The sequence below is a fragment of the Nocardioides pakistanensis genome, from assembly GCF_054781215.1.
Genome location: NZ_BAAGUV010000002.1, coordinates 260081 through 283562, shown reverse-complemented (window position 1 = coordinate 283562; position 23482 = coordinate 260081). Strand labels below are relative to the sequence as shown.

Annotated in this window: 22 protein-coding genes; 7 read left to right on the top strand and 15 right to left on the bottom strand. The window is 71.9% G+C overall.

The genetic code is table 11. The features are described 5' to 3' along the window. Positions 1 to 56: 56 nt before the first annotated feature. From ACYVIH_RS01420 to ilvD, 9 genes are all read right to left on the bottom strand, one after another. On the bottom strand, positions 57 to 188 hold the full coding sequence (locus tag ACYVIH_RS01420; RefSeq protein ID WP_460865118.1) for a DUF4062 domain-containing protein: 132 nt from the start codon (positions 186 to 188) through the stop codon (positions 57 to 59). A gap of 145 nt (positions 189 to 333) precedes the next feature. Further along, entirely contained in the window at positions 334 to 1923 is a 1590-nt protein-coding gene (serA, locus tag ACYVIH_RS01415) for a phosphoglycerate dehydrogenase (protein ID WP_460865116.1), read from the bottom strand. 124 nt (positions 1924 to 2047) lie between these two features. Further along, the gene (locus ACYVIH_RS01410; RefSeq protein ID WP_460865113.1) at positions 2048 to 2719 is read right to left on the bottom strand and encodes a class F sortase; all 672 of its coding nucleotides are present in this window, start codon (positions 2717 to 2719) and stop codon (positions 2048 to 2050) included. Between the two features lie 315 nt (positions 2720 to 3034). Continuing rightward, the gene (ilvC, locus tag ACYVIH_RS01405) at positions 3035 to 4063 is read right to left on the bottom strand and encodes a ketol-acid reductoisomerase (RefSeq protein ID WP_460865111.1); all 1029 of its coding nucleotides are present in this window, start codon (positions 4061 to 4063) and stop codon (positions 3035 to 3037) included. Positions 4064 to 4171: 108 nt separating this feature from the next. Continuing rightward, positions 4172 to 4711 (bottom strand): acetolactate synthase small subunit, encoded by a 540-nt coding sequence (ilvN, locus tag ACYVIH_RS01400; protein WP_460865110.1) that lies wholly within the window; start codon positions 4709 to 4711, stop codon positions 4172 to 4174. Between the two features lie 43 nt (positions 4712 to 4754). Then, complete coding sequence (locus tag ACYVIH_RS01395) at positions 4755 to 6524, bottom strand: acetolactate synthase large subunit (protein ID WP_460865108.1); 1770 nt, start codon at positions 6522 to 6524, stop codon at positions 4755 to 4757. 231 nt (positions 6525 to 6755) lie between these two features. Further along, positions 6756 to 7709: a hypothetical protein gene (locus ACYVIH_RS01390; protein ID WP_460865106.1), complete on the bottom strand. Its 954-nt coding sequence runs from the start codon at positions 7707 to 7709 to the stop codon at positions 6756 to 6758. 48 nt (positions 7710 to 7757) lie between these two features. After that, complete coding sequence (locus ACYVIH_RS01385) at positions 7758 to 8333, bottom strand: pyridoxamine 5'-phosphate oxidase family protein (RefSeq protein ID WP_460865104.1); 576 nt, start codon at positions 8331 to 8333, stop codon at positions 7758 to 7760. Further along, on the bottom strand, positions 8326 to 10029 hold the full coding sequence (gene ilvD / locus ACYVIH_RS01380) for a dihydroxy-acid dehydratase (RefSeq protein WP_460865101.1): 1704 nt from the start codon (positions 10027 to 10029) through the stop codon (positions 8326 to 8328). Before ilvD ends, ACYVIH_RS01385 begins: the two co-directional genes overlap by 8 nt. Positions 10030 to 10102: 73 nt before the next feature. On the opposite strand from ilvD, the gene ACYVIH_RS01375 reads away from it, so the two are divergent. Beyond that, the gene (locus ACYVIH_RS01375) at positions 10103 to 10999 is read left to right on the top strand and encodes an EamA family transporter (protein WP_460865099.1); all 897 of its coding nucleotides are present in this window, start codon (positions 10103 to 10105) and stop codon (positions 10997 to 10999) included. A gap of 19 nt (positions 11000 to 11018) precedes the next feature. Here ACYVIH_RS01375 and ACYVIH_RS01370 read toward each other — a convergent pair whose 3' ends face one another. Continuing rightward, positions 11019 to 12110, bottom strand: a complete 1092-nt coding sequence (locus ACYVIH_RS01370; RefSeq protein WP_460865096.1) for a WD40/YVTN/BNR-like repeat-containing protein — start codon at positions 12108 to 12110, stop codon at positions 11019 to 11021. A gap of 102 nt (positions 12111 to 12212) precedes the next feature. Then, positions 12213 to 13139 (bottom strand): 2-hydroxyacid dehydrogenase, encoded by a 927-nt coding sequence (locus tag ACYVIH_RS01365; RefSeq protein ID WP_460865093.1) that lies wholly within the window; start codon positions 13137 to 13139, stop codon positions 12213 to 12215. Between the two features lie 143 nt (positions 13140 to 13282). Between ACYVIH_RS01365 and ACYVIH_RS01360 the strand changes: the two genes are divergently transcribed. From ACYVIH_RS01360 to ACYVIH_RS01345, 4 genes are all read left to right on the top strand, one after another. Further along, positions 13283 to 13525 (top strand): hypothetical protein, encoded by a 243-nt coding sequence (locus ACYVIH_RS01360; protein ID WP_460865089.1) that lies wholly within the window; start codon positions 13283 to 13285, stop codon positions 13523 to 13525. Positions 13526 to 13612: 87 nt separating this feature from the next. Continuing rightward, the gene (locus tag ACYVIH_RS01355; RefSeq protein ID WP_460865088.1) at positions 13613 to 14515 is read left to right on the top strand and encodes an alpha/beta fold hydrolase; all 903 of its coding nucleotides are present in this window, start codon (positions 13613 to 13615) and stop codon (positions 14513 to 14515) included. Positions 14516 to 14526: 11 nt separating this feature from the next. Continuing rightward, positions 14527 to 15693: a PQQ-dependent sugar dehydrogenase gene (locus tag ACYVIH_RS01350; RefSeq protein WP_460865086.1), complete on the top strand. Its 1167-nt coding sequence runs from the start codon at positions 14527 to 14529 to the stop codon at positions 15691 to 15693. Positions 15694 to 15792: 99 nt separating this feature from the next. After that, positions 15793 to 16272 carry a flavodoxin family protein gene (locus ACYVIH_RS01345; RefSeq protein WP_460865084.1) on the top strand — a complete coding sequence of 160 codons (480 nt, stop codon included), beginning with the start codon at positions 15793 to 15795 and terminating at the stop codon, positions 16270 to 16272. 3 nt (positions 16273 to 16275) lie between these two features. On the opposite strand, the gene gatB is transcribed toward ACYVIH_RS01345, so the two are convergent. The 3 genes from gatB to gatC are packed head-to-tail and all read right to left on the bottom strand — an operon-like array spanning position 16276 to position 19624. Beyond that, on the bottom strand, positions 16276 to 17772 hold the full coding sequence (gene gatB / locus ACYVIH_RS01340; protein ID WP_460865080.1) for an Asp-tRNA(Asn)/Glu-tRNA(Gln) amidotransferase subunit GatB: 1497 nt from the start codon (positions 17770 to 17772) through the stop codon (positions 16276 to 16278). Then, on the bottom strand, positions 17769 to 19307 hold the full coding sequence (gatA, locus tag ACYVIH_RS01335) for an Asp-tRNA(Asn)/Glu-tRNA(Gln) amidotransferase subunit GatA (RefSeq protein ID WP_460865078.1): 1539 nt from the start codon (positions 19305 to 19307) through the stop codon (positions 17769 to 17771). The genes gatB and gatA overlap by 4 nt, the downstream gene beginning before the upstream one ends. Before the next feature lie 2 nt (positions 19308 to 19309). Further along, positions 19310 to 19624 carry an Asp-tRNA(Asn)/Glu-tRNA(Gln) amidotransferase subunit GatC gene (gene gatC, locus ACYVIH_RS01330; RefSeq protein WP_460865076.1) on the bottom strand — a complete coding sequence of 105 codons (315 nt, stop codon included), beginning with the start codon at positions 19622 to 19624 and terminating at the stop codon, positions 19310 to 19312. A gap of 156 nt (positions 19625 to 19780) precedes the next feature. Between gatC and ACYVIH_RS01325 the strand changes: the two genes are divergently transcribed. After that, entirely contained in the window at positions 19781 to 21115 is a 1335-nt protein-coding gene (locus tag ACYVIH_RS01325) for a PP2C family protein-serine/threonine phosphatase (RefSeq protein WP_460865074.1), read from the top strand. Continuing rightward, positions 21112 to 22113, top strand: a complete 1002-nt coding sequence (locus ACYVIH_RS01320; RefSeq protein ID WP_460865070.1) for a cobalamin B12-binding domain-containing protein — start codon at positions 21112 to 21114, stop codon at positions 22111 to 22113. The genes ACYVIH_RS01325 and ACYVIH_RS01320 overlap by 4 nt, the downstream gene beginning before the upstream one ends. A 313-nt stretch (positions 22114 to 22426) precedes the next feature. On the opposite strand, the gene ACYVIH_RS01315 is transcribed toward ACYVIH_RS01320, so the two are convergent. After that, positions 22427 to 23476: a hypothetical protein gene (locus ACYVIH_RS01315; RefSeq protein WP_460865068.1), complete on the bottom strand. Its 1050-nt coding sequence runs from the start codon at positions 23474 to 23476 to the stop codon at positions 22427 to 22429. Positions 23477 to 23482: the final 6 nt, after the last annotated feature.

Genomic DNA, 23482 nt, shown 5'->3' with positions numbered 1-23482 from the left:
CTCGGGAGGTGCGCCCGCTTCACGTCACCCCGCCGAGGGCCATCCACAGGTTCTGATCATTGCTCGAACATCACCGGTGACAGGTGCAGCCGCTCCACTGCCCGCCGTACCGCCGACCGCTCCTCGGCGAGCTCCCTCAGCGTCGAGGAGACGAAGACCCGCACGCGCTGGTCAGGGGTTCGGATCATGGCGGCCTCCTTCGCAGGCCACCAGCGTGGCTGCGAAGGAAGCCGCTCGGCAAGGCTTGCGGGGCGGTCCAGCCCAGGCGCGCCGCCGGCTCGTCCCGTATGTCCGGGACGTCGCGGCTCACCGACCCAGGCGTACGGCGGGCACCTACTCGGTGAGGTCCACGGCGCTGACCGACTCGGCGTCCATCGCGGTCTGGATCTGCTCGAGGACCTCGGGCGTGATCGCGGTGTCGACCGACAGCGCGACGAGGGCGTGACCGCCCTTGGCGTCGCGGGCCACCTGCATGCCGGCGATGTTGACGTCGGCCTGGCCGAGGATCTGCCCGACCGTGCCGACCATGCCCGGCCGGTCGGTGTAGCGGAAGAAGGCCAGGTGCTCGGTCGGCTCGATGTCGAGCTCGTAGCCGTTGACCTCCACGAGCCGCTCGCGCTGGGCGATGCCCACCAGCGTGCCGGAGACCGAGACCTGCGAGCCGTCGGCGAGGGTGCCGCGCAGGGTGATCAGGTTGCGGTGGTCAGGGCTCTCCGGCTCGGTGACCAGGCGGACCTCGAGGCCCCGCTCCGCGGCGAGCAGCGGGGCGTTGACGTAGGACACCTGCTCCTCGATCACGTCGCTGAACACGCCCTTGAGGGCGGCGAGCTCGAGCACCTTGACGTCGTACTGCGTGATCTCGCCGCGCACCTCGACGTCGAGCTGCTGGGCCACCTCACCGGCCAGTGCGGTGAACACGCGACCGAGCTTCTCGACCAGCGGGATCCCGGGCCGGACGTCCTCGGCGATGACCCCGCCCTGGACGTTGACCGCGTCGGGGACCAGCTCGCCGTTGAGGGCCAGGCGCACGGACTTGGCGACGGCGATGCCGGCCTTCTCCTGGGCCTCGTCGGTGGAGGCACCCAGGTGCGGCGTGGCGACGACGTTCTCGAACTCGAACAGCGGGCTGTCGGTGCACGGCTCGCTGGCGAACACGTCGAGGCCCGCGGCGGCCACCCGGCCCTCCTTGAGCGCGAGGTAGAGCGCGTGCTCGTCGACGATGCCACCGCGCGCGGCGTTGACCAGGACCAGGTTCGGCTTGACCTTGGCCAGCTCGTCCTCGCCGATCAGCCCGATCGTCTCGGGGGTCTTGGGCAGGTGCACCGACATGAAGTCGGCCTCGGCGAGCAGCTCGTCGAGGGTCACCAGACGGACGCCCATCTGGGCGGCGCGGCCGGCCTGGACGTAGGGGTCGTAGGCGATCACCTTCATGCCGAAGGCCGAGAGCCGCTGCGCGACGAGGACGCCGATCCGGCCGAGGCCGACGATGCCGACGGTCTTCTCGTAGAGCTCCACGCCGGTGTACTTGCTCCGCTTCCACTCGCCGTTCTTCAGCGCGGCGTTGGCCGGGGCGACGTGGCGGGCGGCGGCGAGCATGAGCGCGACGGCCAGCTCGGCGGCGGAGACGATGTTGGAGGTCGGGGCGTTCACGACCATCACGCCGCTCTGCGTGGCGGCCTTCACGTCGACGTTGTCCAGACCCACGCCGGCGCGGGCGACCACCTTGAGCCGCTTGGCTGCGGCCAGCGCCTCGGCGTCGACCTTGGTGGCGCTGCGGACGAGGATCGCGTCGACGTCGGCGATCGCGGGGAGCAGCTCGGCGCGGTCGGCGCCGTTGCAGTGGCGGATCTCGAAGTCGGGGCCCAGCGCGTCCACGGTTGCGGGGCTGAGCTCTTCGGCGATGAGTACGACGGGCTTGCTCACGGTGTTCCTCGAAAGTGTGTGAGGGTCGGCTTGTCCTGGCTCTGCAGCTCGCATGTCTCGCGAGAGCGGCCGTGCACGACGCTGTGCCCGAGCGGCAACTCTACCCGATCCGTCGGGGGCCGGCTCACTGCTCGACGGACGCGAACGCGACGGTGTTCGCGAGGTACTGGGAGCCGTCGAAGTCGGTGCAGGTGACCAGCACCAGACGTCCCGGCGAGTGCTGGTCGAAGACCCTCTCGGACACTCGCGCCAGCGTGGTCTTGGAGTACTTCGCGACGTTGTCCACGTGGTAGCCGATCCGCCCGCGGGCGGTGACCACGACCACCTTGTCGCCGACGTCGAGACGGTGCAGCCGGTCCAGCGCTCCCCCGCCGCTGCTCACGGTGTGCCCGGTGAGGATCGCAGTCCCCTCGAGCGCACCTGGCTCCGCGCCGCCCTCCCACCAGCCGAGCTGCTGCGGGTCGGCGGGAGGCACGAGCACGCCTCCGCTGAGCCCGAGCGGCACCACCGGCACGTCCACACCGAGGTCGGGCACCCGGATCCGCACCGGCCGGCCGGTGGCCGGATGATCCGTGGGCGTCGGGTCGAGCACGACAGCCGGACCGACGACGTACGCCGGCAGCTCCACCCCGAGCACCTGCGGCGCGAGGTCCGGCAGGACCGGGGGTGCCTCCGGCAACCGTTGGGAGGAGGCGAGCACGGCACCCAGTGCGACGGCGACGGCGCCCAGCGCGAGTGTGCGGACAAGGGCACCCTGGCGCTCCACGACATGCGGGTGCGCTCGACGGATCCCCACGCCCCCACCCCCTGGCTCGAGCTGACCAGGTCACCCGGCTCGACGCGCGGAGGTGGTGCCCGGATCCTGGGATGGCACCCCCCACTTCCAGGATCCGGCTCCCCACCCCCCGGCTCGTCCCCCTGGACCAGGTTTCCTGACCCCAGTCTCGGGGGTCCGGTTGCGGACCCCAATGGCGCGACGTCCCGGTCTGTACCGCCTTAGGGCCTGTGTCCGCATGGCCCTGATGGTGCTGCGTTTGCCGGGCATGGAGCCGGACAACGCGAACGGCACGCCCCGTGCGGGACGTGCCGTTCGTCGTCGTGCTGCCGGAGGTCAGCGGCTGGCGGTGCCCTCGGTGTAGTCGGCGTCGTGCGACTTCACCCAGCTCATCAGCTTGCGGAGCTCGCGGCCGGTGGTCTCGATCGGGTGCTGCTCGCCCTTGGCGCGCAGCTCCTTGAACTCCGGCGCACCGGCGTCCTGGTCGTCGATGAACCGCTTGGCGAACGCGCCGTTCTGGATGTCGGTGAGGACGTCCTTCATGCGCGCCTTGACCGAGTCGTCGATGACGCGCGGGCCGGAGACGTAGTCGCCGTACTCCGCGGTGTCCGAGACCGACCAGCGCTGCTTGGCGATGCCGCCCTCGTACATCAGGTCGACGATCAGCTTGAGCTCGTGGAGGCACTCGAAGTAGGCGACCTCGGGCTGGTAGCCGGCCTCGGTGAGGGTCTCGAAGCCCTTCATCACCAGCTCGGAGACGCCACCGCAGAGGACGGCCTGCTCACCGAACAGGTCGGTCTCGGTCTCCTCGGTGAAGGTGGTCTTGATGCCGCCGGCACGCAGGCCGCCGATCGCCTTGGCGTAGGACAGCGCGAGGTCCCAGGCCTTGCCGGTGGCGTCCTTCTCGACCGCGACGAGCACCGGGACACCGCGGCCCTCGGAGAACTCCCGGCGCACCAGGTGGCCGGGGCCCTTCGGGGCGACCATGGCCACGTCCACGCCCTCGGGCGGGGTGATGTAGCCGAAGCGGATGTTGAAGCCGTGGCCGAAGAACAGCGCGTCGCCCTCGACCAGGTTGGGCTCGACGGCCTCCTTGTAGAGGTCGCGCTGCTTGTGGTCGGGGGCGAGGATCATGATCAGGTCGGCCTCCTCGCAGGCCTCGTACGGCGTGAGGACGCGCAGCCCCTCCGCCTCGGCCTTCGCCCGGCTCTTGGAGCCCTCGGGCAGGCCGACGCGCACGTCGACGCCGGAGTCGCGCAGGGACAACGCGTGGGCGTGGCCCTGGCTGCCGTATCCGAGGACCGCAACGTTGCGGCCCTGGATCACGGACAGGTCGGCGTCATCGTCGTAGAACATCTCAGCCACGGGGGCTCTCCTTCTCGGGTGTGCATCTGGTGCGGTGTTATGGACGGTTCCCACGAGGCAGGACGCGTGTGGAGCGTCCATAACCCCGCGTTACTTGGGTTCTGGGGGTCAGACGGCTGCGGGGGGCGCCGGGACGGGCACCGGACGCAGGGTGCGGTCGGTGATCGAGCGGCCACCCCGGCCGATCGCCACCATCCCGGACTGCACGAGCTCGCGGACCCCGAACGGCTCGAGCACCTTGAGGAACGCCTCGAGCTTCTCGGCGTTGCCGGTCACCTCGATCGTGACCGCGTCGGTGGCGACGTCGACGACCTTGGCCCGGAACAGCTGCACGGTCTCCAGCACCTGGCCACGGGTCTCGGCGTCGGCCTTGACCTTGACCAGCAGCAGCTCCCGGGTGACCGAGGCCGGCTGGTCGAGCTCGACGATCTTGATCACCTCGACCAGCTTGTTCAGCTGCTTGGTGACCTGCTCGAGCGGCGACTCCTCGACGTTGACCACGATCGTCATCCGGGAGACCTCGGCGTGCTCGGTCGGGCCGACGGCCAGCGAGTCGATGTTGAAGCCACGACGGCTGAACAGCCCCGCGATCCGGGCCAGGACGCCGGGCTTGTTCTCGACCAGGACGGACAGGGTGTGCTTGCTCATCGGCTCTCCTCGGTCTCGAGACGCTCGCTCCTCGACCAGCGGTTCACAGGTCGTCCTCCTCGAACTCGGGCGCCATGTCCCGGGCGAACTTGATGTCGTCGTTGCTGGTGCCGGCGGCGACCATCGGCCAGACCATCGCGTCGCGGTGCACGCGGAAGTCGATCACGACGGGCACGTCGTTGATCTCCATCGCCTTCTGGATCACCGAGTCCACGTCGTCGGGGTTGTCGCACGACAGCCCGACGCAGCCGTAGGCCTCGGCCAGCTTCGGGAAGTCGGGGATCCGGATCTCGGCGTTGCGCTGCAGGTCGGTGTTGGAGTAGCGCTCGTTGTAGAACAGCGTCTGCCACTGCCGGACCATGCCGAGCGAGGAGTTGTTGATCAGCGCCACCTTGATCGGGATGCCCTCGATGGCGCAGGTGGCCAGCTCCTGGTTGGTCATCTGGAAGCAGCCGTCGCCGTCGATCGACCACACGGTCGCCTCGGGCCGGGCGACCTTCGCGCCCATGGCGGCGGGCACGGAGAAGCCCATCGTGCCGAGACCGCCGGAGTTGATCCAGGTGTTGGGGTTCTCGTAGCCGATGAAGTGGGTGGCCCACATCTGGTGCTGGCCGACCCCGGCGACGTACACCGCCTCCGGGCCGGCGATCTTGCCGAGCCGCTCCAGGACGTACTGCGGGGAGAGCGAGCCGTCCTCGGGAGCGTCGTAGCCCAGCGGGTACTTGGCCTTCACCCCTTCGAGGAAGCCCCTCCAGGCCGCGTAGTCGCCCTCGTGGCCGGCGTCCGCCTCGGCCTGCAGCGCGACGATCAGGTCGGCGATCACCTCGCGGGCGTCGCCGACGATCGGCACGTCGACCGCGCGGTTCTTGCCGATCTCGGCCGGGTCGATGTCGGCGTGGACGACCTTGGCGTTGGGTGCGAAGGAGTCCAGGTTGCCGGTCACCCGGTCGTCGAAGCGCGCGCCCAGGCTGACGATCAGGTCGCTGCGCTGCAGCCCCGCGACCGCGGCCACGGTGCCGTGCATGCCCGGCATGCCGAGGTGCTGGGGGTGGCTGTCGGGGAACGCGCCACGGGCCATCAGCGTGGTGACGACCGGGATCCCGGTCATGTCCGCGAGCACGCGCAGCTCCTTGGCCGCCCGCGCCCGGATCACGCCACCGCCGACGTAGAGCACCGGCCGGCGGGCCTCGAGGATCAGCTTCGCCGCCTCGCGCACCTGCTTGGCGTGCGGGCGGGTCACCGGGCGGTAGCCGGGCAGGTTCAGCTCGGTGGGCCACTCGAAGGTGGTCGTGGCCTGCAGGGCGTCCTTGGAGATGTCGACCAGCACCGGGCCGGGCCGACCGGTCGAGGCGATGTAGAACGCCTCGGCGATCGTGCGCGGGATCTCGGCGGCGTCGGTGACCAGGAAGTTGTGCTTGGTGATCGGCATGGTGATGCCGCGGATGTCGGCCTCCTGGAAGGCGTCGGTGCCGATCGAGCCGCTGGAGACCTGACCCGTGATCGCCACGACCGGCACCGAGTCCATGTAGGCGTCGGCCAGCGGGGTCACCAGGTTCGTCGCGCCCGGCCCGCTGGTGGCCATGCACACGCCGACCTTGCCGGTGGCCGCGGCATAGCCCTGGGCGGCGTGGCCGGCTCCCTGCTCGTGACGCACCAGGATGTGGCGGAGCTTGACGGAGTCGAAGAGCGGGTCGTAGGCGGGGAGGATCGCCCCGCCCGGGATGCCGAATACGTTCTCGGCTCCAGCGCACTCCAACGCCTTGATGAGGCTCTGCGCCCCTGTCACACGCGCGCCGGTGGCCTGCTCGCTCATGATCGCCTTCCCTCTTGTCCGTGCATCTCGCCCAACAAAAAACCCCTCGGCCCGGTGGGCAAACGAGGGGTGACGCGTGTGCTGCTGGCTGTGGCCGGTCAGCTGACGCGTCGCGTGCGTACGACAATCTCAAAACGCATGCGAACACTCTCCCGCGCGTCCGCGCCCCTCGTCAATCGAGTGTGACACGGGTCCCAGTATATGGAACGGCTATCCCACATCGTGGCGGGGCTACTGGTAGCTGACGAATCGCACGCGCGGCCGCAGCCGCAGCACGTCCGCGGGGCGCATCAGGTCGACGTCCTCGTCGTAGAACAGCTTGAAGCCCATCGTGAACTGCTCCGGCTCGGCGACGGTCGCATAGGTCTGCCGCTTCTGGGACCGCGTCCCGAAACCGTCGACGTGCTGCACCATGGCCAGCCGCGGCCGGTCGACGACGTCCTCGATGCCGATCACCATGTCGCGGCGGAACTGGTGCAGCAGGAACAGCTTCTGCGGATGGTCGTTGTCCACGGCGATCCGCTGCAGCCACTGCGAGACCCGGTTGACCTCGGCGGCCCGCACCTGGCCGATCGTCTCCCCCGGCACCTGGCCGCGGTCCATCCGCCACTCCGGGTCCAGCGCCAGGCCCACCCACGACTTCTCCAGCGCCCAGCGCCAGCGCTTGGCCACCTTCAGGAAGCCCGAGCGGCCCGGCTGGAGGTCCAGCACGAGCAGGGCACGGTTGCGCCGCGCCGCCCGGATGTAGCGCTGCACGTGCTCGCGTGCGATGTCGTGGCTGTAGTCACCGTCCGCCCCTGGCGTCCGGTCGGCGATGGTGACGATCAGCTCGTAGGCGATCTGCACCTTGTGGCCGCGGCGCTCGAACGGCTTCGCGGCCTCGCGCAGCCTGCGGGTGATCCGGTCCGGGGTGTCCTCACCCAGCACGCCCATCACCGGCGTGGTCGCCGTGCCGTAGTAGGCCACGACCACGTGCCCGGGGAACAGCCGGCGGCCGCCCTGCGGCAGCTGCGGTCGCCGGTCGGTCCCGGCTCGCGCGGTCCGGTCCGCCGCCGGCGCGACGAGGGCGGTGGACGTCGTACCGGTCCCTCCGGCTGCCGCTCCGGGCACGGCGCCGAGGCCGACCACGAGCGCAGCGGCCAGAGTGGAGGTGAGGAGGGCGCCGACCCGGCGCTGCGAGCTCATGGGACCCACGCTAGAGCCGTGGCGCGCGAGGCAGCGGCAGCGACATGGTCAGCCGCGGCTCAGGGTCTCCGGGGCCGGGTCGTCGTCGAACCCGGGCAGCCCGTCGATGCTCTGCAGGTTCTTCGTGCGGCGGTACTCGACCAGCCCGTCGGCGCCCTTGCGATCCATGTGCCCCGGCAGCAGGTCCCGCTCCCCGACGTACTCCAGCAGCGGCACGCCGAACCCGCACGTGTCGGAGACCCGCTCGACGTCGACGACGATCACCGCGCGGGCGCCACGCAGCTCGGAGAACCGCGGCGCCCACGCGGCGTACTCGTCGTCGTAGATCGTCACCACCCGGCCCCGCCCGTGCAGGCGTACGACGTTCGGCGGGCCGCTGAACGCGCAGAACATCAGCGTGATCCGGCCGTTCTCGCGCAGGTGCGCGATCGTCTCGACGCCGCTGGCGGTGATGTCGAGGTAGGCCACCTGGTGCTCGTCGACCACGGTGAACGTGCCGCCGACGCCCTTGGGCGAGACGTTGACGTGCCCGCCCTCGAGCGGGGCGGTGGCGACGAAGAAGACCGGCTGCTGCTCGATGAACGCGCGCAGCCGGCCGTCGATCCCGTCGTGGACCTTACCCACAGACGGCCCCGTGGGCGGCCGACTGCACCACCTTGGCGTACTTGCCGAGGACACCCTTGGTGTACTTCGGCGCGTGCGGTGCCCAACCGTCCTTGCGGGCCTCGAGCTCGGCGGGGTCGATGGTCACCTCGAGCAGCCGGTTGGACACGTCGAGCCGGATCGGGTCGCCGTCACGCACGAACGCGATCGGGCCGCCGTCCACGGCCTCCGGAGCGACGTGGCCGACGCAGAGCCCGGTCGTCCCGCCGGAGAACCGACCGTCGGTGAGCAGCAGCACGTCCTTGCCCAGGCCGGCGCCCTTGATCGCGCCGGTGATCGCGAGCATCTCGCGCATGCCCGGCCCGCCCTTGGGCCCCTCGTAGCGGATCACCACGACGTCGCCGGCCACGATCTGGCCCGCCTCGAGAGCGTCCATGGCGGCGCGCTCGCCGTCGAAGACCCGGGCGGTGCCCTCGAAGACCTCGTCGTCGAAGCCGGCGGTCTTCACGACCGCACCCTCGGGAGCCAGCGTGCCCTTGAGGATGGTCAGGCCGCCGGTCTTGTGGATCGGTTCGGACAGCTTGCGGATGATCTCGCCGTCGAGCTCGCGCGGGGCGAGTGCCTCGAGGTTCTCGGCCATCGTCTTGCCCGTGACGGTCAACGTGTCGCCGTGCAGCAGGCCGGCGTCGAGCAGCGCCTTCATCACGACCGGGATGCCGCCGACCTTGTCGACGTCGTTCATCACGAACCGGCCGAACGGCTTGAGGTCGCCGAGGTGCGGCACCTTGTCGCCGATCCGGTTGAAGTCGTCGAGGGTCAGGTCGACCTCGGCCTCGCGCGCGATCGCGAGCAGGTGGAGCACGGCGTTGGTGGAGCCGCCGAGCGCCATGGTGACCGCGATGGCGTTCTCGAACGCCTCCTTGGTCATGATCTGCCGGGCGGTGATCCCCTGGCGCAGCAGGTTGACCACGGCCTCGCCGGAGCGGTGCGCGAACCCGTCGCGGCGGCGGTCGACGGCCGGCGGCGCGGCCGAGCCGGGCAGCGACATGCCGAGCGCCTCGGCGATCGAGGCCATCGTGTTGGCGGTGTACATGCCGCCGCAGGCGCCCTCGCCGGGGCAGATCGCGCGCTCGATCCGGTCGACCTCCTCGCGGCTGATCTTGCCGGCGATGCAGGCTCCGACCGCCTCGAAGGCGTCGATGATCGTGACGTCCTTGCCGTCGACCTGGCCGGGCATCGTGGACCCGGCGTAGAGGAACACCGAGGCCAGGTCGAGCCGTGCGGCGGCCATCAGCATGCCGGGCAGGGACTTGTCGCAGCCGGCGAGCAGCACCGAGCCGTCGAGGCGCTCGGCCATCATCACGGTCTCGACGCTGTCGGCGATCACCTCGCGGGAGACCAGCGAGAAGTGCATCCCCTCGTGGCCCATCGAGATGCCGTCGGAGACGGAGATCGTGCCGAACTCGAGCGGGTAGCCGCCGCCGGCGTGCACACCGTTCTTCACTGCCTTCGCGAGCCGGTCCAGCGAAAGGTTGCACGGGGTGATCTCGTTCCACGACGAGGCCACGCCGATCTGCGGCTTGGCGAAGTCCTCGTCCCCCATGCCCACCGCGCGGAGCATGCCGCGCGCGGCGGCCCGCTCGAGGCCGTCGGTGACGTCGCGGCTGCGGGGCTTGATGTCCGGCTGGTTCTGGGGAGTGGAGGTGCTCTCGGGCATGCCCAGAGACTACGCCGGGTGTCCCCCGCGCCTGCGGGGTGTCTCAGCGCCTGCGCTGTCTAGGGTGTGCCGGGTGACCCTCGCACCGCGCCGCACCGGCGACCCGACCAGCCAGGCCCAGGCCGTGTGGCTCGTGGTCGGCGGCATCGTCTCGGTCCAGGTCGGCGCGGCGATCGCCAAGGACCTCTTCGACGAGATCCCGCCGACGGCCCTGGTGTGGCTTCGGCTGCTCACCTCCGCGGTGGTCCTGGTCGCGATCGCCCGACCGAGCCTGCGCGGCCGGTCCGGCGGTGACTGGCGGGTGGCGCTCGGCTTCGGGGTCAGCCTGGTCACGATGAACTGGGCGATCTACCAGTCCTTCGCCCGGATCCCGCTCGGCATCGCGGTGACCATCGAGTTCCTCGGGCCGCTGCTGGTCGCCGTGGCCGGGTCGCGCCGGCCCCGCGACGTGGCGTGGGTGGTGCTCGCCGGCGCCGGCGTCGCGCTGCTCGGCATCGCGCCCGGCGAGGTCACGCTCGCCGGCGTGCTGTTCGCGCTGCTCGCGGGCGCCGCGTGGGCGTCGTACATCCTGCTCAGCGCGCAGACCGGGCAGCGCTGGCCGGGAATCTCCGGGCTCGCGGTCGCGAGCGTGGTGGGCGCGGTGGTGCTCGCCCCGCCTGCGGTCGCCGCGGCCGGCTCGACGCTGCTCGACCCGAGGATCCTGCTGCTGGGGGCGGCGGTCGGCCTGCTGTCGTCGGTGGTCCCGTACAGCTTCGAGCTCAAGGCGCTGCGCCGGATCCCGCCACGGGTGTTCGGCGTGCTGATGAGCCTCGAGCCCGCCGCGGCCGCGCTCGCCGCGATGCTGCTGCTCGCGGAGTTCCTCTCCCCGCTGCAGTGGGCCGCCGTGGCCTGCGTGGTGGCAGCAAGCGTGGGGGCGACCAGGTTCAGCGGTACGGCGCAGCAGCCGCCCGTCGAGCCGACCCCCAACTGACCCGCCGCCGGGCCGCAGGTCAGATCGTCGCTGCCCGGACCACCACCACGTCGGGCAGGTGCTTGACCACCTCGGTCCAGGAGTCGCCGCCGTCGGTGCTGGCGAAGACGTTGCCCGCCCGGGTGCCGAGGTAGAGGCCACCGGCGTCGTCGGCGCTCATCGCGTCGCGCAGCACCGAGGAGTAGAACGCCTCGGGCAGCCCGTTGCCGAGCGCTTCCCAGGACGCGCCGGCGTCGCGAGAGCGCCACACGAGCGCTCGCCCGTCGGGTGCGAACCGCGACTCACCGGCGCCGTTGGGGAACACGTACACCGTCTCGGGCTCGCCCGGGTGGACCACGACCGGGAACCCGAAGTCCGAGGACAGGCTCTCCCCGATGCTGTTCCAGGAGTCGCCGCCGTCGTCGGACCGGTAGACCCCGCCGTGGTTCTGCGCGAACAGCCGGTCGGGGTGGTCCCGGTGCCGGGCCACCTTGTGGACGCACTGGCCGAACTCCGGGTACTGCTGCCCCTCGGGCATGAAGCCGGCCGCGATGCCGACGTTGGCCGGCGACCAGGACTCTCCGGCGTCGGTGGTGCGGTACACCCCGCCGGTCGACATGGCCACCGTGACCTGGGACGGCTCCGCGGGGTGGGCCAGGATCGTGTGGATCGCCTGGCCACCGAACCCGGCGCCCCACTGCGGGCGGTGCGGGTGGTCCCACAGCGACCGGACCAGCTCGAAGGTCTCGCCGCGGTCCTGCGACCGGAACAGCGCCGAGGGCTGGGTGCCGGCCCACACGACCTCGGGCTCGCTCTCCGCGCCGGGTGCCAGCTGCCAGACCTGCTGGACGCCGCTGCCTGCGTCCTCGGGGAGGACCATGACGTTCGGCGTCTCCTGCCAGGTCCGGCCGAGGTCGTCGGACCGGTAGAGGTGCGGCCCCCAGTGCGGCGAGCCGGCACCGGCCAGCAGCCGGGTCGATCCGCCCCGGGTGTCGACCATGCAGGAGTACACCTCCTCCATGGGGAAGAGCGGGTCGCTCCAGGTCCACGGCCCCGCCCCGTCGCGGGTCCCGATCCACAGACCCTTGCGGGTGCCCACCATCAACAGCGTGCGTCGTGAGGTCTCCACCATCGTGCGCTCCTTCTCCGGTCACGGGCACCATCGCGGCTGCCGCTCCTTGATGGACTCCGGGGCGCGCGGAAACTCATCGGTCCGGCCCGCAGGGGGCTCGGTTCAGTACTCCCCGCTCATCACGTTGGCCATCGGCTCGCCGGCGGCGAACCGCTCGAGCTGCTCGCGCACGAGCCGGTAGGCCCGTGGCCACATCGCGCTGCTCGCGCCGCCGACGTGCGGCGAGATCAGCAGGTTGGGTGCGCTCCACAGCGGGTGCCCCTCCGGCAGCGGCTCGGGGTCGGTGACGTCCAGCGCGGCGTGGATCCGCTCCGTGTGCAGCGCCGCGACGAGCGCGTCGGTGTCGACCACCGGACCGCGGGCGACGTTGACCAGCAGCGCGTCGTCCTTCATCCGGGCGAGGAAGTCCGCGTCGACCATGCCCCGGGTCTGGGCGGTGATCGGCACGATCAGGATCACCACGTCGGCGGTGGGAAGCAGCGTCGGGAGCTCGTCGAACCCGTGGACCCCTTCGCGCGCGGTCCTCGCCACCCGCACGATGTCGACCTCGAACCCGGTCAGCCGCTCCTCGATCGCGGCGCCGATCGAGCCGTAGCCGAGGATCAGCACGGTGCGGTCGGCCAGGGACCGGGCCCGGACCGGGCGCCACTCCCCCCGGTCCTGCGCGCGGACGAAGCCGGGGATGCCGCGCAGCGAGGCGATCGTCAGGCCCACCGCGAGCTCCGCGGTCGAGGCGTCGTGGATGCCGCGGCCGTTGCAGAGCAACACACCCTCAGGGACGTAGGGCCGGATGTGGTCGACGCCGGCGGTCACCGTCTGCACGACCTTCAGCTTCGGCATCTGCGCCATCAGCTCGCAGTCCGACGGGGAGAAGCGGTACGGCGGGACGTAGAACTCGACATCCGCGACCGAGGCCGGCGTCCCGTCGTGCTCCTCGGGGAGGAACCGCTCGTAGCGCAACGACGACGGCGTGGACCCGAGATCCTCGACGTCGAAGGGCATCCATACCAGCGGCCGCGCGTCACTCATGCACCCGACACTATCCAGCCCGGTCGCCGGGTGCCGTGGGTGCGCGGCCGTTCACGCACTCGTCACATGACGTTGACGGCGTCGAATCATCGGCCGCCTAGCGTCGAGGCATCTCCCTCTCCTCGTCGCCGCAGGAGGCCCCGATGCCCGTCGTACCCCGCGAGCTGCTGTCGTCGCTGGCCCGCCGCACCGTGAGCGGGCCGGCGAGCTGGGCGCAGTGGCCCGTGCTCAGCCAGCAGGTGGCCCGCCGCAACGCCCTGGTCGCCTCGACCGCGCTCGCCGAGCAGCGGCGTGAGCTGGCCGAGGTGGAGGAGTTCCTCGCCCGGCACACCGCCGCGCACGCCGCGGGCCCGGTCACCCTGCAGGTGTCGGTCCGGCCCGCCTGAGGCCCGCTGCCCAGCGGGCCGGACCAGGCCCGTGATCTGTGGCACCAAACGGCATCCCCGGATGTCCGATACGGCACACTCTGCGGCATGTCCGCAGCCACGTCCGAGAGCCTGGCGCTCCGGTTCTACGACGTCACCAGCGCCGACGGCACCCGGATCAAGGCCTGGACCAACGACGGCGACGGCCCGACGGTGCTGCTGTGCAACGGGCTCGGCACCAACCCCTACGTGTGGCCCGCCCTGCTCCGCCCCGACTGCGGGGTGCGCGTGATCTCGTGGAACCACCGCGGTGTCGGCGGCTCCGACCGCCCGGCGGACACCACGCGGGTCGGCATCGACGCCTTCCTGGAGGACGCCCTCGCGGTGATGGACCACGCCGGCGTCGAGGCGTGCGCCGTCGCGGGTTGGTCGATCGGGGTGAACACCGCCTTCGAGCTCGCGGTGCTGCACCCGTCCCGGGTCACCGGCCTCTTCGCGGTGGCAGGGGTTCCCGGAGGCACCTTCGCGTCCATGGGCGCGCCGCTGATGATCCCCCGCCCCGCCCGCCGCCCGATGGCGGTGGGCGTGACCAGGGTGCTGCGCCACACCGGCAAGGTGCTCAGCCCGGTCACCTCGCGGCTGCCGGTCGGTGACACCTTCGCCAGGGCGCTCACGCACAGCGGGTTCATGCTGCCGACCCCGGAGCTCCCCGCGGTGCGCCGCGCAGTGAAGGAGTTCCTGACCACGCCGGTCGACTGGTACATGCACCTGGCGCTGGCGGCCGCCGAGCACCCCCGGGTCTCCCTGCGCAGCATCAAGGTGCCCACCGCGTTCGTCGCCGGCAAGTACGACCTCCTGGCCAGCTCCATGGACATGGCCACCGCCGCGGAACGGATCGACGGCGCGACCTTCGTCGAGCTGCCCGGCAGCCACTTCCTCCAGCTCGAGCATCCCGAGCCGGTGCACGACGAGCTGCTCCGGCTGCTGGGCCGAGTCGATCGGGGCGCCTAGGCTCGACAGTCATGAAGGCCCTCGCGACCGTCCTGACCCTGCTCATCGGGCTCACCGCCTGCGCCGCCGAGGGTGATCCGGACGGTCTGGGCACCCCGTCGCCCTCGGAGCAGCCCACCACGGTCACCGCCGAGCCGAGCACCCCGTCCGCGTCGCCGACCGGCACGCCGTCGGAGGAGGCCGAGTCGGGCGATGCCGGGCCGGTCCGCCCCCGGGTCGCCGGCACGGTCGCGTCCGGGCTCGCTGCGCCGTGGGGCATCGCGTTCCTGCCCGACGGCTCGGCGCTGGTCAGCGAGCGTGACACGACCCGCGTGCTCGTCGTACCCGCCGGCGGTGGGCGGGTGCGCCCCGTCGGCAGGCTCGAGGCGGCGCAGCCGCAGGGCGAGGCTGGCCTGCTCGGGCTGGAGGTCTCCCCGGACTTCGAGCAGGACTCGCTGGTCTACGCCTACCTGTCCACCGCGAGCGACAACCGCGTGGTGCGGATGCGGTACGACGGGCGCCGGCTCGGCCCGACCGAGGTGGTGCTGCAGGGCATCCCCAACGGGTTCATCCACGACGGCGGACGGCTGGAGTTCGGGCCGGACGGCTACCTGTACGTCTCCACCGGTGAGACCGGCGAGGAGCAGCTCTCCCAGGACCGCGACTCTCTCGCGGGGAAGATCCTCCGGATCACCGCCGACGGCAAGCCGGCCCCCGGCAACCCGGTCAAGGGCTCGCCGGTGTGGACGATGGGGCACCGCAACGTGCAGGGCCTCGCCTTCGACGACCAGGACCGGCTCTGGGCCAGCGAGTTCGGCTCGGACGTGTGGGACGAGCTGAACCGGATCGAGAAGGGTCGCAACTACGGCTGGCCGCTGGTGGAGGGCAAGGGCGACCTGGAGGAGTACCGCAATCCGTTCGCCCAGTGGCGCACGTCCGAGGCGTCGCCGTCCGGACTGGCCTTCGCCGAGGGGTCGCTGTGGATGGCCTCGCTGCGCGGGCAGCGGCTGTGGCGGGTGCCGGTCAAGCCCGACGGCACCATCGGCAGACCGCAGGACTACTTCGTCGGCAACTACGGACGGCTGCGCACCGTCGTCGTGGCCCCCGACGGCAGCCTGTGGCTGACCACCAGCAACCGCGACGGCCGCGGCGACCCGGCACCCCAGGACGACCGGATCCTGCGGATCGCGCTGCGCTGAGGCGGACCTTCGCCCCTGCCCCGGTGGGACCCGCGGCGGTACGTTGCGAGAAACGGCCGAGGTAGAGGCTTCGACCCCTGTGCCCTCTGGGGAGTCACCATGAACGAACGGGCGTTGGTCATCTGCGTGTCGGTGTCGCACGGCAACACCGCGAAGGTGGCCCGGGCGATGGCCGAGGTGCTCGGCGCCGAGGTCCGCGCTCCCGAGGACGTCGACCCGGCGACGCTGGCCGACTACGACGTGGTCGGGTTCGGCTCCGGCATCTACTACATGTCGCACCACGCGCGGCTGCGCGAGCTCGTGGAGTCGCTGCCACCGGTCACCGGCGAGCACCGGGCGTTCGTGTTCTGCACCTCCGGCCAGGGCGCCGAGCAGCACCAGCCGTGGCAGCGGTCGCTGTCGGCGATCCTGCGCGAGAAGGGGTACGACGTCGTCGGGTCCTTCGCCTGCCCCGGCTACGACACGTGGCTGCCGTTGAAGCTGCTCGGCGGCATGGGCAAGGGCCGGCCGAGCTCGCTCGACCTGGCTCGCGCGCGGCGGTTCGCCCGCCGGGTCGCCGAGCACATCCCGGTCGGCTGAGCGTCAGCCGAGCTTCTCGAGGATCAGCTCGCGCACCCGGGCGGCGTCGGCCTGGCCGCGCATCTCCTTCATCACCGCACCGATCAGCGCACCGGCAGCCGCGACCTTGCCGTCGCGGATCTTGTCCGCCACGTCCGGGTTCGCCGCGATCGCCCGGTCCACCGCCTCCGACAGCGCACCCTCGTCGGAGACGACGGCGAGGCCACGCTTCTCGACGACCTCGTCGGGGGTCCCCTCGCCGGCGATCACGCCGTCGAAGACCTGCCGGGCGAGCTTGTCGTTGATCTTGCCCTCGTCGACGAGCGCCTGCACCCGCGCCACGTCGGCCGGGGTGACGCCGAGCTCGCCGATGTCGACGCCCTGCTCGTTGGCGCGGCGGGCCATGTCGGACAGCCACCACTTGCGGGCGGCCGCAGGGGTCGCACCCGCGGCGACGGTCTGCTCGACGAGGTGCAGCGCACCGGCGCCGACGGTGTCGCGCATCTCCAGGTCGCTGAAGCCCCACTCCTTCTGCAGCCGGGCGCGGTGCTCGCGCGGCGGCTCGGGCAGCTCGGCGCGCAGTTGCTCGACCCAGGCCGCGTCGGGCGCGATCGGCACCAGGTCGGGCTCGGGGAAGTACCGGTAGTCCTCGGCGTCGGACTTCTCCCGGCCCGAGGTCGTGACACCGGTGTCCTCGTGCCAGTGCCGGGTCTCCTGCACGATCGACTCGCCGTCGGCCAGCCGCGCGGCCTGCCGGCCGATCTCGTAGCGCACCGCGCGCTCCACCGAGCGCAGCGAGTTGACGTTCTTGGTCTCGGTGCGGGTGCCGAACTTCTCCTCGCCCTTCGGCTTCAGCGAGAGGTTCACGTCGCAGCGCAGCGAGCCCTGCTCCATGCGTACGTCGGACACCCCGAGGCCGAGCAGCAGCTCACGCAGGTGGGCGACGTACGCCTTGGCGACCAGCGGCGCCTTGTCACCGGTGCCGACGATCGGCTTGGTGACGATCTCGATCAGCGGGATGCCGGCGCGGTTGTAGTCGACGAGCGAGTAGTCGGCGCCGTGAATCCGGCCGGAGGTGCCGACGTGCAGCGACTTGCCGGTGTCCTCCTCCATGTGGGCACGCTCGATGTCGACGCGGTACGTCTCTCCGTCGACCTCGACCTCGGTCCAGCCGTCGAAGGCGATCGGCTCGTCGTACTGCGAGGTCTGGAAGTTCTTCGGCATGTCCGGGTAGAAGTAGTTCTTCCGGGCGAACCGGCACCACGAGGCGATCGAGCAGTTCAGCGCCAGGCCGATCCGGATCGCCGACTCCACGGCCTTGCCGTTGACCACCGGCATCGCGCCGGGCAGACCGAGGCAGGTCGGGCAGACCTGCGTGTTCGGGTCGGCGCCGAACTCGGTCGGGCAGCCGCAGAACATCTTGGTGACGGTGTTGAGCTCGACGTGCACCTCGAGGCCCATCACCGGGTCGAACCTCTCGAGGGCCTCCTCGAACGACATCAGCGCGGGTGCGGTGCTCATCGCACGGCCTCCTTCGTGGTCGCGCCCGCCAGGGCGGGAGCCTTGTCCAGCAGCGGGCCGCCCCACTTGTCCAGCAGCGCGGCCTCGAGCGCGGCGCCGACCCGGTAGAGCCGGTCGTCGGCCATCGCCGGGGCGAGCACCTGGAAGCCCGTGGGCAGGCCGTCCTCGTCGGCCAGGCCGCTGGGCAGGGACATCCCGGGGATGCCGGCCAGGTTGGCCGGGATCGTGGCGACGTCGTTGAGGTACATCGCGACGGGGTCGTCGAGCTTCTCACCGAGCTTGAACGCGGTGGTCGGCGCGGTCGGCGAGACCAGCACGTCGGCCGACTCGAACGCCGCGGCGAAGTCGCGGCTGATCAGCGTGCGCACCTTCTGCGCCTGGCCGTAGTAGGCGTCGTAGTAGCCGCTGGACAGCGCGTAGGTGCCCAGGATGATCCGACGCTTGACCTCGTCGCCGAAGCCGGCGTCGCGGGTGGCGCGCATGACCTCCTCGGCGTTGGGGTCCTCGACGCCCTCGGGGTAGACGCGCAGGCCGTAGCGCATCGCGTCGAACTTGGCGAGGTTCGAGGACGCCTCGCTGGGCAGGATCAGGTAGTACGCCGCGAGCGCGTGCACGAAGCTCGGGCAGGACACCTCGACGACCTCGGCACCGGCGTCGACGAGCAGGTGGACCGACTCGTCGAAGCGGGCCTGCACGCCGGGCTGGTAGCCCTCGCCGGTCAGCTCCTTGACGACCCCGATCCGCACGCCCGTCATGTCGCCGGCAGCGCCCTGGCGGGCGGCCTCGACCAGCGGCGGCACCGGCTGGTCGACGGAGGTGGAGTCGAGCGGGTCGTGGCCGCCGATCACCTCGTGCAGCAGCGCGGAGTCGAGCACCGTGCGGGTGACCGGTCCGGCCTGGTCGAGGGAGTTGGCCAGCGCGACGAGCCCGTAGCGGGACACCCCGCCGTACGTCGGCTTCACGCCCACGGTGCCGGTGACCGCGCCCGGCTGGCGGATCGAGCCGCCGGTGTCGGTGCCGATCGCCAGCGGCGCCTCGAAGGCGGCGACCGCGGCAGCCGACCCGCCACCGGAGCCACCGGGGATCCGGTCGAGGTCCCACGGGTTGCGGGTCGGACCGTAGGCGGAGTGCTCGGTGGAGGAGCCCATCGCGAACTCGTCCATGTTGGTCTTGCCGAGGATCGGCAGTCCGGCCTCGCGCAGCTTGGTGACCAGCGTGGCGTCGTACGGCGGGACCCAGCCCTCGAGGATCTTCGAGCCGCACGTGGTGGGCAGCCCCTTGGTGGTCAGCACGTCCTTGACGGCGATCGGCACGCCGTCGAGCGGGCCGGCGCTCCGGCCCGCGGCCCGCCGCTCGTCGGAGGCGCGCGCCTGCTCCAGCGCACCCTCCCGGTCGACGTGGAGGAACGCATGGACGTCGCCGTCAACCTCGGCGATCCGGTCCAGGTGCAGCTCGGTGAGCTCGACGGAGGTGGTCTCCCCGGCGGCGAGCGCGTCGGCGAGCTCCGCGGCGGTGCGGCGGGTCAGGTCGCTCATCGTCACTCCTCCCCCAGGATCCGGGGTACGGCGAACCGCTGCTGCTCGACCTCGGGTGCGCCCGAGAGCGCCTCCTCGGCGGTCAGCCCGGGCCGGACGACGTCCTCGCGGAAGACGTTGGTGATCGGCATCGGGTGCGAGGTCGGCGGGATGTCCTCGGCGGCGACCTCGCTGATCGACTTGATCGAGTCGAGGATGACCGCGAGCTGCGGCGCGAGGTGGTCGAGCTCGGCGTCACTCAGGTCGATCCGCGCGAGGTCGGCGAGGTGGGCCACCTCGTCTCGGGTGATCATGTCGTCGCTACGACGATCGGGCATGGAAGTGCTCGCTCCCCTGGTCACGTGCTGGGTGGATGCCGGCGTGCGGGCCGGCCGGGCCGAATCCCCATCCTAGGGTTCGGCGCCCGGGACTCGGCACCCGGCCGTTCAACCACGGGTGTGCGAGTATCGACAGGATTGTCCAGGAAGGGACTGGTGCCTGTGACCTCCGGTGTGGCGTCGACGACGGACCTGCTGGCGACCCCGACCGACGCCGGGGAGAGCGACGCTCTCCTGTTGGACTCGCTGCGGGCGTCGTTCCTGGCCCGCGTCTCGCGCACCGTGGCCGGCTCGATGCAGACCGAGCGGGCCGTGGAGCTCGCGCTCGGCATGCTGGTGCCCGAGGTCGTGGACTGGGCGCAGATCGTGCTGCGCGAGGCGGGCCTGCTGCACTGCACCGCCGTGAGCAGCGCCGACAGCGTCCAGCACGCCTCGGTCCCGGTACGACGGGCAGGCGCTTCGGCGCTCAACCGGGTGATCGGCCACGGGGTGACCGAGCTGGCCCTGGCCACGGGACCGGACGGCACGGACAACGGCGTCGTCGAGGCGGCCGTGCCCGCTGAGGAGCTGCGACCCCCGCTCGACGCGCTGCGGCCTGCCGACCTCCTCGCCCTCCCGCTCATCGCCCGTGGCCGCGGCTTCGGGGTGCTCACCCTGGCTCGCCGCGGCGAGCAGGGGTTCAGCCCCGACGCGGTGTCCTTCCTCGAGGAGCTGGCGCACAACCTCGCGGTGACGCTGGACGCCACCCGCAACCTCGCCGACTCGCGTCGGGTGGCCGGCGTGCTCAGCCGGGACCTCGCGCCGCCGAGCCTGCCGGACATGCCGGGCGCCCGGCTGGCGAAGTACTACCGCGTGGCCTTCGAGCACGAGGCGCTCGGCGGCGACTTCTACGACGTGCACGGCGAGCCGCACGACTGGACCGCGGTGCTCGGCGACGTGTGCGGTAAGGGCGTCGAGGCCGCGGTCCTGACCGGGCGGGTCCGTCAGGCGGTGCGCACCGCAGCGCTGGTGGACCGGAGCCCGGCGGCCGTGCTCGACCTGGTGAACCGGGTGCTGGTCAGCGAGGGCGAGGGCACCTTCGTCACCGCGGTGTGCGCCCGGGTCCGCCGCCGGGGTGAGGACATGGTGGTCTCCGTTGCGGCGGCCGGCCATCACCCGCCGTACGTCCTGCGTCGTGGCGGTGGTCTGGAGCAGGTCGCCGTCGAGGGCACCGTCCTCGGCCTGTTCGACACCCATGGCTACGCCGAGACCGAGGTGGTGCTCGGCCCCGGCGACAGCTGCCTGCTCTACACCGACGGTGTCCTCGAGGCGCCCGGGTTCGCCGAGCAGTTCGGTGAGGACCGGCTGCACGAGACCCTCGTTGCCGCGCCCCGCACCGACGTCAACGCCGTCGTCGAGTCGCTGGCGATGCGGCTGGCCGACCACGTCGGCGACCGGGCCCACGACGACATCGCGATCCTGGGACTGCAGAACGCCGTGGGCGTTCGGTGAACGACCCCGTCGCCGAGTACCTCGACGCGGTCGCCACCGGAGACCGAGGCCGCGCCCTGCACCTGGTGCGCACCCTGCGCGAGTCCGGCCGGACTCCGCTCGAGGTGATGAACGACGTGATCGCGCCAGCTCAGGCCCGGGTCGGCGAGCTGTGGGCCAGCGACGCCTGGAGCGTCGCCCAGGAGCACGCGGCCACCGCGGTCAGCGAGGTGGTGCTCGGCCTGCTCGGCGCCGAGATCCCACCCCCGGAGCGCGCCGCTCCGGTCGTGGTCACCTGCGTGGAGCAGGAGTGGCACGCACTGCCGGCGCTGCTCGTCGCCGAGCACCTGCGGTCCGCGGGCATCCCGGTCAGCTACCTGGGGGCCAACGTCTCGGCCGAGCACCTGGCGCGCCACGTCCACGAGGTCTCGCCGCGGGCGGTGGCGCTGAGCTGTTCGCTCGGCTCGTCGCTGCCCCGGGTCCGCAGACAGATCGACGCGGTCCGAGCCACCGGAACACCGGTGGTGGTCGGCGGGTCGGCCTTCGACCCGGCGGGACACCGCGCGGCGACGCTCGGGGCGACCGCGTTCGCCACCACCGGTCAGGCGGCCGTCGACGCGATCCTCACGTTGCCGACCGCGGTGCCCCCCGCCCCCGCGCCGACCCATGCGGCTGCGGACCAGGGCCAGGCACTCCACGCCGAACGCGAGGCGCTCACTGTCGAGCTGCTCGACCGGGTGCAGAGCTCCTGGGGACCCGAGGACCTGCAGGACGTGATCTCCGGGTGCCGCCGAGCGCTGCTGGACCACCTCCCGCACCTCGTCGGCGCCCTCGCCGGAGCGCTGGTCGCCGACGACCGCAGCGTCTTCGACGAGGCGATGTCGTGGCTCGTGGACGTGATGCGCCACCGGGACGCCCCCGACGGCGTGGTCGCTCAGGCTGCCGGCGAGCTGGCGCTCGTCGTACGGGAGTACCCGCACGCGAGCCGCCTGCTGCAGAGCGCGCTCCCCGGGGCCTGAGCCTCTCGTCCGCTCGTCACCATCGTTCAAATGAACGATGGCGACCGCCCGCGCGGCAGTTTCGACGTCACAACAGGTCAACTGACCGATTGTGACCACCGGTCGCGCTCTCCCTGCCACAACAGGTCACCTGAACGATGGTAACCGCCCGCGCGGCAGTTTCGACGTCACAACAGGTCAACTGACCGATCGTGACCACCGGTCGCGCTCTCCCTGCCACAACAGGTCACCTGAACGGTTATGACGGCCCGCGCGGCAGTTTCGACGTCACAACAGGTCAACTGACCGATCGTGACCACCGGCGCGGGGCGGCTCAGTGCGGACCGCGGTGTCCCTCCTGCGACCCGAGGGTCCAGGACCACGGCAGCGGTGATCGGGCACCGCGCATTCCGGTCTCTTCCGGCCCGCGGCTCCACCCGGCCCTCGAGCCCCCCGCCGGCTCATCGTCAGCGGCGATGCCGGCCGGGACCCCGGTCGGCACCCTGCGTGTCGGGGCGACCGTGGCGGACCGGGTCGGTCGGGGCGCGGGGGCGGTGCCGGTGCTCGTCGGAGCCACGGTCGCGGACGGCGACGTGGTCTGGCCGGACGCCGAGGATGTGGGGGCCGCTGTCGTGGGCGCCTGCGTCGTCGGGGTGGGTGTCTCCGAGGACACCGCCCGGTCCGTGCCCTCACTGGTGCCGATCGAGGCAGCCTCCGGCGGCGAGACCCAGCGGACCAGCCCGCTGCCGTCGGTGACGGCGGCGACCGCGACCACGCCCGCGACGACCAGGGCCACCGTCCCCGCCAGCGCGCCTGGCACCCCGGCACTGTGCTCGGGCCCGGACCGGGCCGTGGAGGGTCCCCCGGGTCCGCCCGGGCCGGCTGGACCGCCCGACCCCGCCGGGCCCGCGGCGATCCGCGCGCGAGCCCCGACGACTCCCCACAGCCAACGACGTACGCCGAGGAGCACGGCCACGAGCAGGCCCCAGCCGACCAGCGGCGGGAACATCTCGCCGCCGGAGAGCTCGGTGAGGATCTCGTACAACAGCCAGGCCAGCATCGCCACGGCAGCGATCACGGCCAGCGCCCAGGTCACCACACCGCGGACCTGCCAGCTGCGGGTCAGCGGCGTCCAGCACAGCAGCGCCGCGGCGACCACGACGGCCGTCACCACCGAGGAGACGGGGCCGGCGCGGGCGAGCGCGGAGATCAGCAGGGCGCCGAGCCCGGCACCGGTGGCCGCGACGACCATCCGGACCCGGCGGGTGGTGCCCTCGAGCGCGGCCAGGTGCCGGCGCCGTTCGACCGCGAGCAGGCTCAGCGCCGCGGGGACCAGGAGCACCGCCGCGGACAACGCCAGCAGGAGCAGCTGCGAGCCCGGCATGCGTCA